The sequence below is a fragment of the Streptomyces sp. NPDC001822 genome, assembly GCF_042892135.1.
Lineage (GTDB): Bacteria > Actinomycetota > Actinomycetes > Streptomycetales > Streptomycetaceae > Streptomyces.
In genome coordinates, this window is sequence record NZ_JBIATW010000020.1 from 79,242 (window position 1) to 94,915 (window position 15,674).

Consider the following 15,674-nt stretch of genomic DNA (forward strand, 5'->3'; position numbering starts at 1 on the left):
ACATCGTGATGCCGTCAAAACGATCTTTAGTGATGCCGTCGGCGGAGAGCGAGTGGCCCTTCGACGAGAAATCCTGCACCTCTTATTCGAATTGTATTCGATATATTTAGTATGGTTATAAATAGTACATTTTGCCTACAAGTTTGGCGACGACCAGTCGCCGTACGGCATCGAAACCCTGCGGGTGAGGACGCAAGGTTTCGAGGGGAGCGACCGTTTGTGCCGCGGGGAAGGACGTTGAACGGCTATGCAAGGGCGGCGGGACGGGGATCAAGATCATTTCGAGCGGGGTCGCCGGTCCAGCGGCTCGCCGCAAGGCCAGGTTAGTGATCTCACGACACACGCATCTACCCGTCAACGGGGCAGGCGTATCGCAGAGCATCGGCGAAAGGGCTGACATGAGCGCCGGAGAGAAGGCGAAGGCCACGACCGAGCAGGTTGTCGGGAAGGCTGTGAGGAAGTTGGCCTACGCGATGGGTAAGAACACCACCGCAGTCAAGGGGGCCGCTCTGGAGGCACGGGGGAAGGCCCGGGCGACCAAGGAGGGTGCGAAGGATCGCTTCCGCCACTGAGCCCTGCCCGGGGGGTGCCCCTATGTTTCGGTCAAGGGGGCGGGTGTGCATCGTGTCGGCGAGCTTGGCCATGGCGGACAGCAGACCGTCGGCCAGCGCGGTGCCGTTCTCCTCCGTGAGCGGCTCTGCGCCCGATCCGTAGGGACGCACCTGGTGGTGGACCCCTCCGCCGCCCTTGACGATGAGCGTGAGCTACTGGGAGGACTGACGCCCCCACTTGACCTGCACGATCGTGTCCGCCCGCCCGGTCCGGCTGCCGGAGACGATGCTCTGCGCCCGTACCCACACGTCCTGCACCCCCATGAGCCTTTGCCCTCCCGTATCGCGGCTGTGCCGACGCCCCGATTCTGCTGCTCCGGGATCAGGGGTGTTCACGAGTGGGTCTGACCAGCATCGAAGAAGCAGCCCGAAGATCGCTTCCCAGATGGTCAGAGATCGTTTCCCACCACCAGCCTCGCCGAGAAAGCTGTCGACACCCGTCAGCTGGTGACGTCATCGCTGTCCCGGTCCTCGACGCGATCTGATTCTCCGAGGTCGGGGGCTGCTACCGGTGTCCGCCCACTGCTACCAAGGAGGCAGCCGATCGCGGCGGTGGCTGCTGCGGCCCCGGCAACGAGTAGCAGGACGCGGTAGTCCACGAGCACAAGCAGACCCGCTCCGGCAGCCAGGGCAACGGCATTGGGGGCATAGAGGAGGGTGTTGGCGGTGGCCGCCACTCTGCCCAGAAGATTGTCCGGGGACTCGCGTTGGACGGCCGTCAGAGCTGCGATCAGCACGCAGGGCAGCCCCGCGCCGATCATCGCGCTGGCAAGCAGAACAACTGGCTCCGAGGGGATGACGCGCAGGGCGACGCCCACTGCGAACAGCATGATCCCGGCTGCGGCGAAGACCCGTTCGGGCATCCGCCGCAGCAGAGCACCGGCGAACAGCCCGATGACCACGGAGCCGATGCCCTGCGCGGCGTAGAGGACCCCAGCGAAGGCGGGCGAACGGTGAAGACCGGTATCGACCACCGCATAGACCGACGCTCCGTTCAGCCCGGCCACGCCCATGGTCGCGGCCCCGGCCAGCACCAGCCGCCACAGAACCGGGTGGTGTCGCAGATATCGGATTCCCTCGGCGGCCTGGGCGCTCCATCGTTGGACTTCAGCCGGGCGGGGCGCGGGTTCCGACACGCGTATGAGGGCGAAAGCTATCGCGGCAAGCACGAAGGTGACCGCGTCCAGCAGGGCCACTGCGGTGCCGCCGAACTGAACGAACAGAAGCGCGCCCAGAAGCGGGGCGACCAGTTTCATGCCCTCGTTCGCCGTCATCCGCAGGCCGTTGAAGTCGCCGCGCAGTGTCTCCGGTACAGCGGTCGCTACCAGTGCGGCCTCCGCCGCATCCAGCAGCACCGAGCTGGTGCCGTACACGATCAGTACAGCAAACAGAATCCAGATCCGGTCGCTGGAACGCACGGCTAGAAGCGGCAGCAGCACAGCGGCCATGCCGAGATTGGTCCAGATCAGCAACGGCCGCCGGCGCGCCCGGTCGGCCAGTGTGCCGATCAGCGGGCCGAACAGAATGGGTGCCCATACGCAGAAGGTCGTCAGGGCAGCCAGACTGTCCGATCCGGTGAGCGATTTGGTCCACACACCGGCTGTCAGGGCCATAGCCGAGCTACCGAAGCCCGAAACCACCACACCGCTCAGGTAGAGCACCACATTGCGGTCGCGTAAGACCCGCCCCCCGCCCCAGCCCATCCCCTTGCCCCTTCCACCGCCACGAAGACCCACGCGCACCCCCGCCCAGCGCATGAAAAGCATTCTGTCCGCAAGCACCAGGGCGAAGGCAGGCCGTGCCCGTAGCGGGAACTGACCCGCCTCCTCCAGCAGCACGGACCCCACGGCCCGGTCTGTTGGCGCTTCGGGCACCCCGCCTTCGACACTCTCGGACACCCCGCCTTCGAAAGCCTTGAGCACGCTCTCGACAACCCCGACGACTCCCGCGCCCACCACACCCGCGAAGAACAACGCCGCCTCGAGTGCAACGTCCCAGGAGGAACGTGAGCGCCAGGAGGAGGAAGAGGCTGAGCGCCGGCGGAAGGCGGCCGGGTGGCCGTGCCCGACCTGCGGCCGCGATGTCTGGCCCGACGACGGCTGGGAGCCCCGGCCCCCGGGCAGTGACTGCAGTGTCTGCACCAGCATCAGAAGGCGTGAGCAGGAGGACGCCGCGGCCCGGGCCGCTGAGGAGGAGGGGGAAGGCCGGGAAGAGGCCAGGGGGAACGGCCTCTTCGGTTTCCTGCGCTGACTCGCCCCTGCCGGGACGGGCAGGGGCGTCCCGTCCAAGTGAGTGGCCTGCGCGGCGAATGGCCCGTCATGGCACTCCTGATGTGGGCGTGAAATCCGACGGTCGCACCTAGAGAAACGGTGGTGGCATGACCACGTACGTCGACACGAAACCGACCTACCTCGCGGTGCTGGCCGTGCGCGAGGCCCGCATGCCGCTCCTCGGTAGCTGCCTGGCCCGCATGTCCTTCGCTGTGCTGCCGCTGTCGCTGTTGCTGTCGGTCCGCAGTGCGACGGGATCCTTCGCCGTTGCCGGGCTCACCTCCGGTGCGCTGTCGGCCACGCTTACCCTGTTCGCGCCCGCCCGCGCCCGGCTGATCGACCGCAAGGGCCCGCGTACCGGACTGATCTGGCTGACCGCCCCCTACCTGTTAGGGCTCGCCGTACTGATCACGCTGGCCGAGACGGGGGCACCCACCGGAGCGCTCCTTGGCGCTGCTGCGGTCGCGGGAATGTTCGCACCGCCGCTCGGGCCGACTATGCGTGTCCTGTGGGCGAAGATCCTGAAAGCCCGCCAGCCCCTCCTGCCCACTGCCTACGCCCTCGACTCGGTCACCGAGGAAGTGGTGTTCACCATCGGACCCCTGCTGGCGGGCGGTCTTATCGCGGTCGCGGCACCACTCGCGTCGATGATCGCGGTCATGGCGCTGGTCGCGGCCGGCACGGTCTGCTTCGTGCTATCAGCAGCGACCGCCGCTGCCCTTGCCTCGGACGAGCTCGATGAGGACCGGCCGACCGGCCGGCCGATGGCACTGCCGGGGATGCGCACGATCGTGATGTCCTTCGCGGGGGTGGGCCTGGTCATCGGGGTGCTCCAGGTCGCGCTGCCGTTCATCGCCGACCAGGCGGGTTCGCCCAGTGCCGGCGGGGTTTTGCTGGCGCTGCTGTCGGCGGGCAGCGCGGTCGGCGGGCTCACCTATGGGCGGATCAGCTGGCGCTCAACACCGGTGCAGCGATTCGCCGTGCTCGTCACCGGGTTCACCCTGACGGTGCTGCCGCTGTGCCTGACCGAGAGTCCCGTACTGGTCGGGGTGTTCGCCTTCCTCGTGGGGCTGTGCCTCGCCCCGCTGTTCATCACCGCCTACCTACTGGTCAACGACCTGGTCACGACATCGAAGACGGCGCCAACGGAGGCCAACACCTGGGTCTCCACGGCCAACAACGGAGGGTTCGCCGCTGGCAGCGCCGCCGCAGGCGTACTCCTCGAATTCCAAGGGCCCACCCTCACCGTCACCACCGCGTTCGCCGTCGTCGCCGCGATCGCCGTCATGACCGTCCTGCGCCGCAGGACCCTCGCCCTCGAGGCCGCGCACGCTGAACCGCCCGCAGACAAAAGCGACGTGAGGTAGGAGGCCCGGCACATGATCCGGCCCACCCCTGCAGGCCCAGCGCACGCAACATCACCTGGTCAACGCGGCCGCGTGTCGGTCCACTCCCTGACCTCACCGCACGAACGAAGGCCCGCTGCCGTGTCGCAAGGTGGTTGGCGACCAGGCTGGCGGACAGCGACTGTTGTCCCGCGAGGACGCCATGGTGGCCCTGGCGGGCCCTGACATCGAGCCGTGCGAGGCCTGCCGGCCGCAGACCGGACTGCTGGGCTGAGCAAGTACACGAATCACACCGAACGCTTCCTGCAGGCGCTCACGCCCGGAGCGCCTGACCGACGGCGGCTCCGGACCCCGGGGCGATAGCCCGGGGCCGGCGCCGCCGTATGAACACCTCCGGCCCGGCGGGAAGCCGCATAGGCTGGGATCTACGGCGCGGGTGCGTAGGTGACGGTCGTGTCGCCGCAGTCTTCCGCGGCCCCGAGCAGGGCCTGGCGCTCGTTCTCGTCGACGGCGAGATCCCAGCGGAGCTTCGTTGCGACCCAGGTCGCGGCGTAGGTGCAGTGGTAGGTCCCGTCGGTGGGCATCCACTGCGCAGGGTCCTTGTCGGACTTGGACCGGTTGGAAGCTGCGGACACCGCGATGAGCGTGTCGGGGCTGTCCTGGTCGTTCGCGTACGCCTCACGCCGCTCCGCGCTCCATGGCGTCTGCTCGGAGTCGAACACCTCGGCCAGCGGCACGAAGTGGTCCACATCGAGCCGGCCCGCGTCCGTGACCACCAGGTTGTCGTACGCGCTGCGCCACGACCCGCCGGTCAGTTTGCAGCCGGCCGCGACCCCGGGTGCGTCGACAGCTTCCGCGAGGATGACTTCCCGGCGGGTGTCGCAGCCGTCGGTGGCGTTCAGCCCGCGGTTCCAGTGCTTGTACAGGGTCCGCTGGTAGCCCGCGCGGTGCTCTGCGGCGACCGGGAGTCGGTCGATCGCGTCGAACAGCGGCAGCGCCATCCGGGCACCGGGTGCGCCGGCGGGAGGCTGGGCGGGGGCGTAGGAGGTGAAGGGCAGCTCGTCCACCGGGGTGGGCGCCATCAGGGCGCCGGCCGGGCCGGTCGTGGCGAGCAGGGGCAGGACGGCGAGGGCGAGCGCGGGCAGGCTGCGCCGCATCAGCGAGATCATCACGGGACGTGGTGTAGCAGCCGCTCCCGGCCGGAATGGGCGGTCATGATGCCCTGTCACCCGGTCGCGGGCACGGGTTCACCTGAAGAAACGGCACATCTGTTCCGGCCCGGGGGAGGGTGGGCTGTCCGCCGCCCCTGACCCGGGCCCGCCTCCTCAACGGCCAAGCCCCAGCAGCGCTACCACTCCATGGGGTGTCCGCGGCTGGGTCGCGACTCAGGTGTTGCTCGCACCGAAGCCTCCGAGGCCGGTTGGCTTCGGAGGCTTCGACGTAGCGCGTGGCACCGGATCACCATGCCGCGCGCGGGTGACTGGGGCACTGTTACACCCAGATGTCTCCGGTGCAGGAGGCACTGCGCCACCGTCTGCTCCTCCTGCCCGCCCGCAATTGGTGGCACCCCTGTTGGAACACCCGACCGTCCGGCAGGCTGGCGGACCGGACCGAGCTGTGCCGTCAGGCCCGCGGTGACCGTCGCGTAGCGAGGGCGGCATGAGTATGGACGCCCCGACCGATCGGCAGGTCAGTCGCGGTGATCAGAAACTGGATCGCGGATCACGGCGAGGGGCCCTCGATCAGGCAGATCGGAGCACGGGTCGGCCTGTCCAGCACCAGCTCCGGCGCCTACCAGCTCGGTCGACTGGAAGACCTTGGACTGATCAGCCGCAATGGGCGAGGTTGGCGCTCTTGCCAGCTCGGCACCTGAAATTCGGACAGCTCACTGTTGTGTCTCGGCGGTGTTCGGGGCTTGGAGACCGCCGCTGCTCGCGAAGAGCCATCCGCCGTGGGGTAGCACTGTGCCCACCGAGCTGGCGGTGTCAGGGAGTACGTACGCGTCCTCGCCGAACACCCAGTGGGCAAGGTTCATCAGCGCTTTCGAGTTGTACGTGGCGCTGGGCATGAACTTCAGGCCGGCCCCGCCCGCGTAGTCGCGGTAGTTCTTGGCGAGCAGCTTGTAAACGAGGTCCTTGTAGCGATCGGCTGCGGGGGCGCCAGCGATGAGGGCAGTGGTGGCGGCTGCTACGAGGTCCGCGAGCTGTAGGTGGTCAACGTGGTCGGAGCGTGTGGTGATGATGGGCAGCAGGATCTGCTTGTCCGCTGGCTTCACGTACTGGGTTCCATCGGTATCCAACGCCAGTGCGTCGGCCAGCCAGCGGGTCTCGTCTATTCGGCCGCCGCCCGGCTGATCGGCGATCAGGACGCCCTGGTTCTCACCGAGTATGTAGGTGACCCGCTCGTAGAGGTACTCCAGCATCTCGCTCTTCAACTTGCTTTCGGAGTACCACTCGGGCATCAGCTCGGGCGCACATACGACGACGCAGGCCCGGACTCCGAGTGACGCGGCGGCTTCCAGCATCCTTACCCGAGCGGTATGCAACTCGGTCCACTTCTTGTGGAGAGGCCCCCCATCCGGCGACCACTTGAATTCGGTCCCGGCCGGGACACCCAGATCCTGCCGCAGCTGGGCGAGCTCCTCGCGGTAGGGCTGCAGCGACTCTTGGGGGAAGATCACCGCTCCGTAGGCGTGCAGTGCCCCCAGATCCTGCCTCGGCACGTCCTTTTGCTTACGTGAGCTGTCGTCCATGAATGCGAAGTACATGGTGGTAGAGCCTATGAGCGAGGGAGTGGATCAGGGCCGAGATTTTGTGCAACCTCCGGCCGTACGGCAGATCTGAGTCCGGGCAAGCTCCACTTACACGCGGCGATGTGTACCGAACTGTGCGCAACCGGTACGGTCGCCGCATGTCTGGGGAGCAGAACACACAGGGCGTTGCTCGCGGGGGAGTTGGCGTGGGCGTGGTCAGCACTGAGCTGCCGACGCAGAGCAGGCCGCCGTTGACGGAGTTCGAGCTATCGGTCGGCGAGCGCAAGATCCTCCACTTCAAGAGGAAACCTCAGATCACGGCTGTCGCCGAACTGGTCTGGAATGCCTTGGACGCCAACGCCACCGAGGTCCACGTCGAACTGCGCCGATCCGATATGAAGGCGATCACCGACATCGTGGTGACCGATAACGGTCACGGGATGACGCCCGATCGAGCACGTACAGCCTTCCAGGCATACGGCACTACTTGGAAGACCAGCAGGACACACACCGAGGGCGGAGAGAGGATCCTGCACGGCCGCAACGGTGAAGGTCGCCTCTTCGCCTTCGCCCTGGGCGACCAGCTCATCTGGGAGTCGGCGGCTGTAGTCCACGACGCCCTAGTCGGGGTTCGGACGCGTGGCAACGCTGACCACGCCACCATTTGGCAGGTGGAGGAGACTGCGCCGCCCCGGGAAAGCCCCGGCACGACTGTCCGGATCTCCGTGCCCCAAGGCAAGCCGCTCAGCCGTCTGGAACGCGACGACGCCGCCGCGAACCTCACTGCGAAGCTGGCGTTCTACCTCCGTGCCTACCCGCACGTGCAGGTCACGTTCGACGGCAGACGGCTCGACCCCAGCGACATCATCGTGGGCGAACCCGTGGACCTGCAGTTGGACCTGCCGGAGGAGTACGCAGGTGAAGACCCGCCTCCGGTCGTCACCTTTGTCGAGTGGAACAAGCGGATGGGCGACCGCAAGATGCTCCTCTGCAATGCCGACGGTATCGCCCTGGGCGAGCATGGCAGCGACTGGTCCGACGGCATCATCAGCTTCACCCCTTACCTGCGTGCCAATCTGTTCAATGGGCTATCGGTCGATGACCTGCACGGCCTGACCTTGTCCCACTCCGGACTCCTGGACGCAGCGGTCAAGGCTGTCCAGCAGCACCTGGCGGTTCGCGGGGCCCAGATCTCGGCAGAAGTTGTGCGGCAGCTCAAGACTGAAGGCATCTACCCCTACGACGACCAGCCGGCCGCCGGCGCACTCGCCATAGAGCGCCAGACTTTCGATGTCGTCGTCACCGCAGCTCGCCATGCGCTGCCTACTAGGGGGCCGGCGCGCAATCTATCCGTCAACCTCATCCGTACCGCCCTGGAGAGCAGCCCCGGCGACCTCCACACCATTCTTGAGAAGGTCCTGGCGCTCAGCGACGATGACCGCCGGCACCTGAAGAACCTGCTCGACAGCACCGATCTCACACACGTCATCGGCGCGGCCACCACGGTCACCAACCGCTTGAACTTCATCCAGGCACTGCGCAAGATTCTCGCCGACGAAGACCTGCGCAAGAACCTGCGCGAGGTCGACCAGCTCCATCCCATGGTCAACAAGAACCTGTGGCTGTTCGGCGAGGACTGGCACATGACCAGGAGCGAGATGGGGCTCACCAACGTCCTGCAAGCCCACCTGGAGGACCACCTCGGTGAGGACGTCGTCCTGGAACACGAACTCGAGGCCGTGACCCAGCCGGACGGGCGCAGCGGCCGGGTCGACATCCTGATGTTCCGTAGCCGCCGGGACGACAACTCCACCGAACGCCTTGTCATCGAGCTCAAGCGGCCCACAGTGAAAGTTGGCCCGAAGGAACTCGCGCAGATCAAGGGCTACGCCCAAGCCATCATCGACGATCCCCAGTACAGCGGAGTTGGCTGCAAGTGGCGCTTCTACCTCGTCACCTATGACTACTCCGACAAGATCCTTCGCGACATCCGGCAGAAGGACCGTCCCGCAGGTCTCGCCATCGTGCAGGAAGAGTACGAAGTCTGGGTCAAGAGCTGGGGCGAGATCCTCGACGCTGGAGAGAGAAAGCTGCGCTTCTTCCAGGAGCAGCTGAACTACGAGGCTACCGACGACCGCGTCACTCAGCACTTGCGTGATAGCTACTCGCATTTCATTCCTGACGCCTTGGCAACACCGCAAGACGGAGCAGACGAGGCCGGCCCGGAAGCCACTACACAAGAGGAGGAGTGAGGTCCCGAGCCGTGGTTTGGGACCTCATGCAATCTGACCCAGAACTCGGACAGTAGCCGGTTCACGCCCAGTCGATGCCCAGCTTCCGCAGTGCGGCGAGCTGCTCGGCATCCAGCCGGTCCCTCCTCGATTTTGTGTTCGAAATCCATACGCCCAGCTTCACGACCACCGGCTCCGCCTCGCCGTCGACCGCGATCTGTTCGCTGTGCCCCCTCGGCACCGGCCGGTCCACGCCCTCCCGCTCCACCCATTGCGTGAGGGCCGCCAGGCCCCGCTGGAACGCCGCCTGAGCCTTGCCCGGGCCCTTCGTCGTACGAGCGGCTGCCGGGGCGGGGGGCGATGCCTGGTCGGGCTGCACGCCCAGCAGAGACAGTCGCTGCTGCTGCTTGGTCGACAGCTGCGCCCAGGTGCCGGGGTTCTTCTGTCGCTGGAGCCACTTGCCCAGGTCGTCGCCCTCGAACAGCACCCCCGGTTCGATGGCCGGCAGAACGCCGTCAGCGTCGACGAGGTCCGCGAGTACGTGGTGATGCCGCTGCCAGTCCAGCGGCCACGGGCAGTCCCAGTCCTCATCGACCGCCGCCAGCTGCTTCGCGCGCACGGCGGCCCGGTCCGTGTCCTTGCCCAGGCCGCCCTTCCGGCGCAGGTTGGCCATGTGCTGGCCGACCGGCACCATTGTCTCGCCCTCGCCCCATACCGCGTCCTGACGCGGCGCGAGGTGCCCGGTGGCCCGCCGGTAGGACCGGAGCGCGGCGAGCTTGTTCTCCCACGCTTCCTCGCCCGGCTCCCAGACCATCCCGGCCTCCGGGGCGTCCAGCAGGGTCTTGCGCCGCTCCTCCAGCTCACCGGCCCGCAGCGCCTTCCGCTGCTGGTGCACCCAGCGGCCGAGAGGAAACGCCTTCGTCACCCCCACCTCGACCTCGACGTCATACGGGACGGCGTGGACGCCGGTGATCTCGTTCTCCGCCCGCCATCGGATCAGGGCTTGGTATCCCTCCAGCCACACCAGCGACTCCGGCCGGTACACCCGCGTCCGGAGGAAGGCGGCGATGGTTGCCGCGTCGCGCGGGCTGGAGAAGTGGAGGAGGGCGGCTTCGGCGGCGGCCTGGGTGTCGTCGTCCTCCTGGTCCTCGCTGTCGCTCTTGCCGCCGGCACCGATGATCTGCCCGTCCTCGTCGCGCCGGACGTGGACTTTGCGCTTCCCGCTCGTGAGCGCCCGGGAAGCGAGCTGCTCGACCATACGTTCGTCATGCGAACGCAGGCCCTGGAGGACCGCTACAAGGGGGCGGAACGAGGCACTGGCCACCATGTCGGTCGGGTCTTCACCGGGCTCCAGGAACACCGGCACGATGATGCGGGCGACCTTGGTGGAGCCGTCCTTGTTAAGCCGGAGAGCCCGGCCGATGTTCTGCACGATCTCCACCTGCGAGCCGCGGGTGTCCGCGAAGCACACGGCCTCCACGCCCCGCTCGCCGGTGATGTCCACGCCCTCTCCGAGCACGCGAACGCTGGCGAGGAACGCCCGGTGCACCCGGCGCCCGGCCGCGTCGATGCCGTTGGCGAACTGGCGCAGTACCTCGCGGCGCTCGGACACGAGGTGGTCGCCGCACAGCCACGCCGACCACACCCGGTCCGGGGGTACGTGGCGGCCGGCCTCCAGCTCGTAGAACTCCGCGTCGATCGAGGACTTCGGCAGCTTGTCGGCGGCGGCCAGGTCGGCGTCAGATGCGTCGTTGACGTACAGCGCGGCTGCGGTCTCCGGGAGCTTGTCCGCGAACGCGGCGGCTTCTTCGACCTTCTGGTGGAAGGTCATGACCGTACGGAGGTTGTACGCGGCGGCGTGCTCCAGGAGGGCGGTCTGCAACAGGGCCAGGCGCCGGCCCCGCCGGGCCTCCTCCGATTCCCCGAAAACGGGGGAGGGGTCGCGGATCTCCAGGACGTCGATCTCGAACCCGGCGAGGATCTCCCGCTCGATGGCCTCTGTGAGTGGGCGTGTTAGTGGCAGGGGTTGTGCGTCAGCGGTGTTCGGTTGTTGATTGCCTGGTTATGCGCTGTGGATGTGTGCTGGTCTGCTGTCATGAGGTGACCAGATGGCTGCCGTTGAGCAGCTGGGGTGGGGCAGGTTCGCTGTCGTGGGGGTGGCTGTTCCTGTCGGGGTTTGTCGTAGGCCGATGTTGTCGGCATACCGCGACGGAGATCTTTTCAGGCGCTCGTGGACGAAGTCGAGGGCCGCAGAAGGCGCACAAGCCTGTCCTACGGATCCGGCTGCTCACCGACGCCGCAGTGCGTCGAGATGTGGCGTAGGCCCATGATCGGCGGCGCTGGTGTCGCCGGAGGGGCTTCTGGCGAGGGCTGTTCCTATCGCTTCCGCTTGTGCCGTGTTGCGTTCCTCGTGCCGCCTTGCGGCCGCTTGGCGTTCGGGTGGATCGAGCGATGAAGCTCTGAGGACGGCCGCAAGGACGACAAGATGGCCGTCTGAGCAGCATCAAGCGGTCCGGTGTGCCCGTCGTAACAAATATCGAGGAGCTTGCGGGTTGATTGGTCGTAGAGGAAGACGACGCCTCGCGGCAGACCGAGTTGGTGCTTCTTAGCTCGGAGGTAGTTGCGGAGCCTCCTGTCCGTCTCTTCGGAATCGGCTCCAGCCGGATGGGTGGCCCACACGAACAGCCAGCCCTCTGCCGGGTCGACGCTGGCCGTGAGCGGCACGGTCAGGCTACGGCCCTTGGAGCTCGGACTGTCGAGGAGTTCGCTGCCGTGGCGGGCGAATTTGTGCTGCACGTCGGTTGCCCCAGACAGCAGCGTGGCGCCGATGCTCAGCCATCCAGTGACATTGCGGGATTGCAACTCGTCGACCAGTGGCGCGAGCGGTGATGGCACCATCGCCGGCTTGGGCGTCAGTGCTGAGCGTGCGCCGTCGCGGTCTTGGGTGTGGAACCACTGGTCCAGCGCATCGGTTCGGCTGGTCAGGAACGCAGGACTTCTTGTTCGGTAGCGGCGCAGTTCGGCTGTGGCCGGCTCGGGCAGGAAGGGGAACGCCGCACGCACCTGCACCGGGTCGGGTTCCACCCAAAGGCCCGCCTCGAAGAAGTACAGGAACAGATCCATCTCGTCGGGCGCGTGGAACATCACGGTGACGTCGGGGTTGCGGCGCCGACGCAGGTACAGCAGGAACTCGGCCGGACGTGCCACCAGTTCGGTGATCAGCTCGAGATCGTGCAGAGATACCGTCCATGGAATGTTGCCCTCGGCCAGCAGGCCGGCCCGTACCAGCTCGGCGGTGGCAGTCAGGACCGTTGATAGGTCATCGAGACTGACGGCGATGGTGTGGATCTCACGGATTTGGCTGAGGTCGATCCATCCCTCGTTCTTGGTGCGGAGGCCGCCGTCCCGCTCGATGGCGTCGCGCATGCGCCCGGCCTGGTCGGCTGCTTTGGTGATGATGCCGGTCAGGTCGGTACGGATCCGTGCCGCCTTGCCCCCGCGGGATAGGGCGCTCAAAGCGACGGCCTTGTCCTCCACGATGATGGCGACATCGTCGAGGACGATGAGGTGGTCGCCCTCGGCCCGTTTGGTGTACTTCGACGGGTCGGCGGCCTCAGCTTCATCATCGCTCGCGGGTAGGTAGTACTCCAGTCCGTCCCGGAAACGAGCGCCGGGAAGGACACGCTCCAGCGCGGCGTGTGTGCGGGATTCGAGAAGGTCTCCGCGATGCTTGGCGTACTGGCTCCACACCGGAGCTGTCTTCTTCAGGTGTTCCTCGAGGTTCTCCCGCACAGCGAACACGTTCAACGCCGGGTGCGGCAGCATCAGACGCCCGTCTGCGCCCACGATGAGTGGCCGTGTTCGCAGCGGGTTCCTTCCGCTGGTGAACGCCTCGACGACATCTATCGGACTGTCCGTCCCCAGGTCCAGGCGGAACCGGTCGACAACGGCCCGGACACATTCTTCCGGCAGGCTCGTATGCGCAACGATGTCGTCGATCGTGACAGTGGCCTGCTCGGCAGGTGGCTCGAACATCGACGTGACGCTGAGCATGGCCTGCTCCGTCAGTTGCCTGTCCGCCCGGCCTTCGTCCTCCGCCGCCATCGCGTCCAGGACCGCATTGCCCATCGCCTCAATACGGTCGTTCAGTCTGTCCTGCTGCAGGTCGTGGCAGGCGTTGAGGACGGCTATTGCATCCCCGGCGTCGAAGCCCAGTTGCGCCTGCAGGGCTGCGCGGACGCTCTCCACGCCGTCAAGGAGCGCCAGATCGGTTTCCTGTACCATTTCCGGATATGACGGATTGCGCATCCATACTTCGGCGCCCCGAATGAGCAAAGACACCATGGCGAGCTTGTCGGTCGGGTCAGCACGTGCGAATGAACGCAGCTGAGCAAGGTGGAGGACCTTGCTCAGCTCTTCCTTCGCGCTGGAGACGAAGTGGCTCATCTCCTGAAATCCGGGTTCGGGCCCGACCGTCGTCCCTGCCTCCTGCCGGGCGGTCAGAGCAATCAGCGCCAGCAGTTCGACGTGGACCGCGCCCGCTTCCGCAGTGACAGGTATCTCGCCCTCGCGGGCCATCGACAGGAATCGCTGACGAGCCACCTCGATAAGCCGCATCGCGTCGAAACGCCGCACCTCCACGACGAACTCCTCGATCGCCGTGGCGAAGGCCACGTCAGCCTCAGATGCAGGGTCGTCGCCAGTGAAGGAGGCCATGAGCGTGGTCATGGTGGTCAAGGAATCCGCTATGACCTGCGCGTGCGGATCGAGCACCAGCGTCTCCGGCACGGAACGGCGATGTCTCTTGTTGCGCGCTTCGCGTCGCTTCGTACGGGAGCCCATGGAGCACTTCACCACACAATACGGGCGGCCAGCAAAGGATTTGGCGTTGCACAGCAGCCACCTTCGACAGCTGTCTGCGGTTAGCCGGGTGGTCGGCGGTCGCGGGTGGGAGACCGCTGCTGTCATGGGGTGACCGGGTGGCTGTCACGGTGCGGCTAGCAGATCGCGGCCCGGCTGTGTTGGGTTTGCCGGTCTTCGTGTGGAGGGGGTGGCCGGGGCGGTGGGGTTGGCCTTGTGACGGGTTCGGGAACCCCGGTGGGGGAGACGGCGCCGGGTCCGCCTGGTTCGGCGGAGGCCGGGCGGGTGGTGCGGGCTGTGGTGGTGCGGCGGCTGCTCGTGGTGGACCGGGGTGAGGGCGGTCTGTCGTCGTTGCACGTGCGGATCGCGGCCGGTTTGGCGGGCGTGACGGAGCGGACGGTATGGCGGTGGCTGGCCGAGGGACGCGAGGGGCGGCTGGAGGCGCGGCCACGGCAGGGCGGGTTCGTGGTGGGGGACGCCTTGTGGGAGGTGCTGACCCAGGTGGGCGGGAACGTCGCCGAGTTGCGCCGCAGGATGCTCCGGGCGCAGGACGAGGGCGTGCTGGAGCGTTGGGGGACGGAGTTTGTGCCGTCCTTGGCGACCCTGCACCGTGCGATCAAGGACGAATTGCGGGCGGGCCGGGTGCTTCAGGTCGCCCGGGCGGCGTCGGGCCGGGTGGAGCCGAGCCGGTACGACCGGGCGCTGGCCGAACTCGGCTTCGCAGAGGGTGCGAACGGTCCGCCGGTCGTGGATGGCCCGGATGCCATGCCGTCCGGCACGGGCGGTGAACAGCGGCCCGGCGCGGTGAAGACCGCTTCGCGTACCCGGGTGTCGGGTGGGGTGCGCCTGTACGCGCCGGGGGCGCGGCTGGTGTCCACGCGGCAGGTGGCCGGGGTGATGGAGGCGGTGGGGCACACGGTCGCCGCGCGGGGGATCGGCTGTGTGTACGGGGATACGGGGCTGGGGAAGACGGTCGCGGTCGAGCAGGCTCTGCATCTGCTGCCGGGCCGGGTGCCTGTGTGGCGGGCGGTGGTGGGGGTCGGGCCTGGGCTGCCGCAGGTGCGGGCCGCGTTGTGCGAGGCGCTGGGGCTGCCGTCGGGGTCCCTGACGCACCGGGCCGGACCGGCCGACCAGGCGTTGGCGGAGGCGCTGGCCGAGCCGGGTGTGCTGTTCCTGGATGACGCGCAGCGTCTGTCGCCGCCGGTGCTGGACTATCTGCGGCAGCTGTGGGACTCGCCGGGCTGTGCGGCTGCCCTGGTGCTGTGCGGGGCGGGCAGTGAGCGGGCGCTGGCCCGGGCAGCGGCGATGCGCTCGAGGGTCCTGACCTGGCACCAGGTCAGCCGCCTCGACACGGAGGATGTGCCGCGGACGCTGGGTCTGTTCCACCCGGTGTGGGAGGACGCTGACCCGGCCGACCTGGGGCGGGCGGATGAGCAGACCGCCCGCGGCAACTTCCGTACCTGGGCGAAGATCACCTCGCATGTCTGCGCCGCCCGGGGCCGCGATCCCGGTGCGGGTGCGGATCGGGACGCGATCGACCAGGCCTGCGCCAGGCTCGGCCCGTACTCATGACCGCCCCTCTCACGCGCCCGGGACGCACCGAT

At 67.5% G+C, this 15,674-nt stretch carries 11 protein-coding genes; 6 read left to right on the forward strand and 5 right to left on the reverse strand.

Annotated features, from left to right (window positions below; translation table 11 throughout):
- Positions 1 to 398: 398 nt before the first annotated feature.
- Positions 399 to 572, forward strand: coding sequence for a hypothetical protein (locus ACFYY2_RS32000; RefSeq protein ID WP_388749521.1), 174 nt, complete (start codon positions 399 to 401; stop codon positions 570 to 572).
- A 479-nt stretch (positions 573 to 1,051) separates the two neighbouring features.
- Here the strand turns inward: ACFYY2_RS32000 and ACFYY2_RS32005 are convergent, their stop codons facing one another.
- A complete protein-coding gene (locus ACFYY2_RS32005; RefSeq protein WP_388749575.1) occupies positions 1,052 to 2,314 on the reverse strand; it encodes an MFS transporter in 1,263 nt (420 codons plus the stop codon).
- 674 nt (positions 2,315 to 2,988) lie between these two features.
- On the opposite strand from ACFYY2_RS32005, the gene ACFYY2_RS32010 reads away from it, so the two are divergent.
- Together ACFYY2_RS32010 and ACFYY2_RS32015 are read left to right on the forward strand one after the other, a co-directional pair.
- On the forward strand, positions 2,989 to 4,248 hold the full coding sequence (locus ACFYY2_RS32010) for an MFS transporter (RefSeq protein WP_388749523.1): 1,260 nt from the start codon (positions 2,989 to 2,991) through the stop codon (positions 4,246 to 4,248).
- Positions 4,249 to 4,378: 130 nt separating this feature from the next.
- Positions 4,379 to 4,501, forward strand: coding sequence for a DUF6233 domain-containing protein (locus tag ACFYY2_RS32015; RefSeq protein ID WP_388749525.1), 123 nt, complete (start codon positions 4,379 to 4,381; stop codon positions 4,499 to 4,501).
- 151 nt (positions 4,502 to 4,652) lie between these two features.
- Here the strand turns inward: ACFYY2_RS32015 and ACFYY2_RS32020 are convergent, their stop codons facing one another.
- A complete protein-coding gene (locus tag ACFYY2_RS32020; protein ID WP_388749578.1) occupies positions 4,653 to 5,396 on the reverse strand; it encodes an HNH endonuclease family protein in 744 nt (247 codons plus the stop codon).
- Positions 5,397 to 5,926: 530 nt separating this feature from the next.
- Between ACFYY2_RS32020 and ACFYY2_RS32025 the strand changes: the two genes are divergently transcribed.
- Positions 5,927 to 6,100: a hypothetical protein gene (locus ACFYY2_RS32025; RefSeq protein WP_388749527.1), complete on the forward strand. Its 174-nt coding sequence runs from the start codon at positions 5,927 to 5,929 to the stop codon at positions 6,098 to 6,100.
- Positions 6,101 to 6,112: 12 nt separating this feature from the next.
- Here the strand turns inward: ACFYY2_RS32025 and ACFYY2_RS32030 are convergent, their stop codons facing one another.
- Positions 6,113 to 6,994, reverse strand: a complete 882-nt coding sequence (locus tag ACFYY2_RS32030; RefSeq protein WP_388749529.1) for a DUF3800 domain-containing protein — start codon at positions 6,992 to 6,994, stop codon at positions 6,113 to 6,115.
- A gap of 191 nt (positions 6,995 to 7,185) precedes the next feature.
- Between ACFYY2_RS32030 and ACFYY2_RS32035 the strand changes: the two genes are divergently transcribed.
- A complete protein-coding gene (locus tag ACFYY2_RS32035) occupies positions 7,186 to 9,231 on the forward strand; it encodes an ATP-binding protein (RefSeq protein WP_388749531.1) in 2,046 nt (681 codons plus the stop codon).
- A 61-nt stretch (positions 9,232 to 9,292) separates the two neighbouring features.
- On the opposite strand, the gene ACFYY2_RS32040 is transcribed toward ACFYY2_RS32035, so the two are convergent.
- Both ACFYY2_RS32040 and ACFYY2_RS32045 read right to left on the reverse strand, forming a co-directional pair.
- Positions 9,293 to 11,092, reverse strand: coding sequence for a Helicase associated domain protein (locus tag ACFYY2_RS32040; RefSeq protein WP_388749533.1), 1,800 nt, complete (start codon positions 11,090 to 11,092; stop codon positions 9,293 to 9,295).
- Between the two features lie 494 nt (positions 11,093 to 11,586).
- The gene (locus tag ACFYY2_RS32045; RefSeq protein ID WP_388749535.1) at positions 11,587 to 13,998 is read right to left on the reverse strand and encodes a preprotein translocase subunit SecA; all 2,412 of its coding nucleotides are present in this window, start codon (positions 13,996 to 13,998) and stop codon (positions 11,587 to 11,589) included.
- A 357-nt stretch (positions 13,999 to 14,355) separates the two neighbouring features.
- Here ACFYY2_RS32045 and ACFYY2_RS32050 point away from each other — a divergent pair, with 357 nt between their 5' ends.
- Complete coding sequence (locus ACFYY2_RS32050; RefSeq protein WP_388749537.1) at positions 14,356 to 15,642, forward strand: AAA family ATPase; 1,287 nt, start codon at positions 14,356 to 14,358, stop codon at positions 15,640 to 15,642.
- The last annotated feature ends 32 nt before the right edge of the window (positions 15,643 to 15,674 follow it).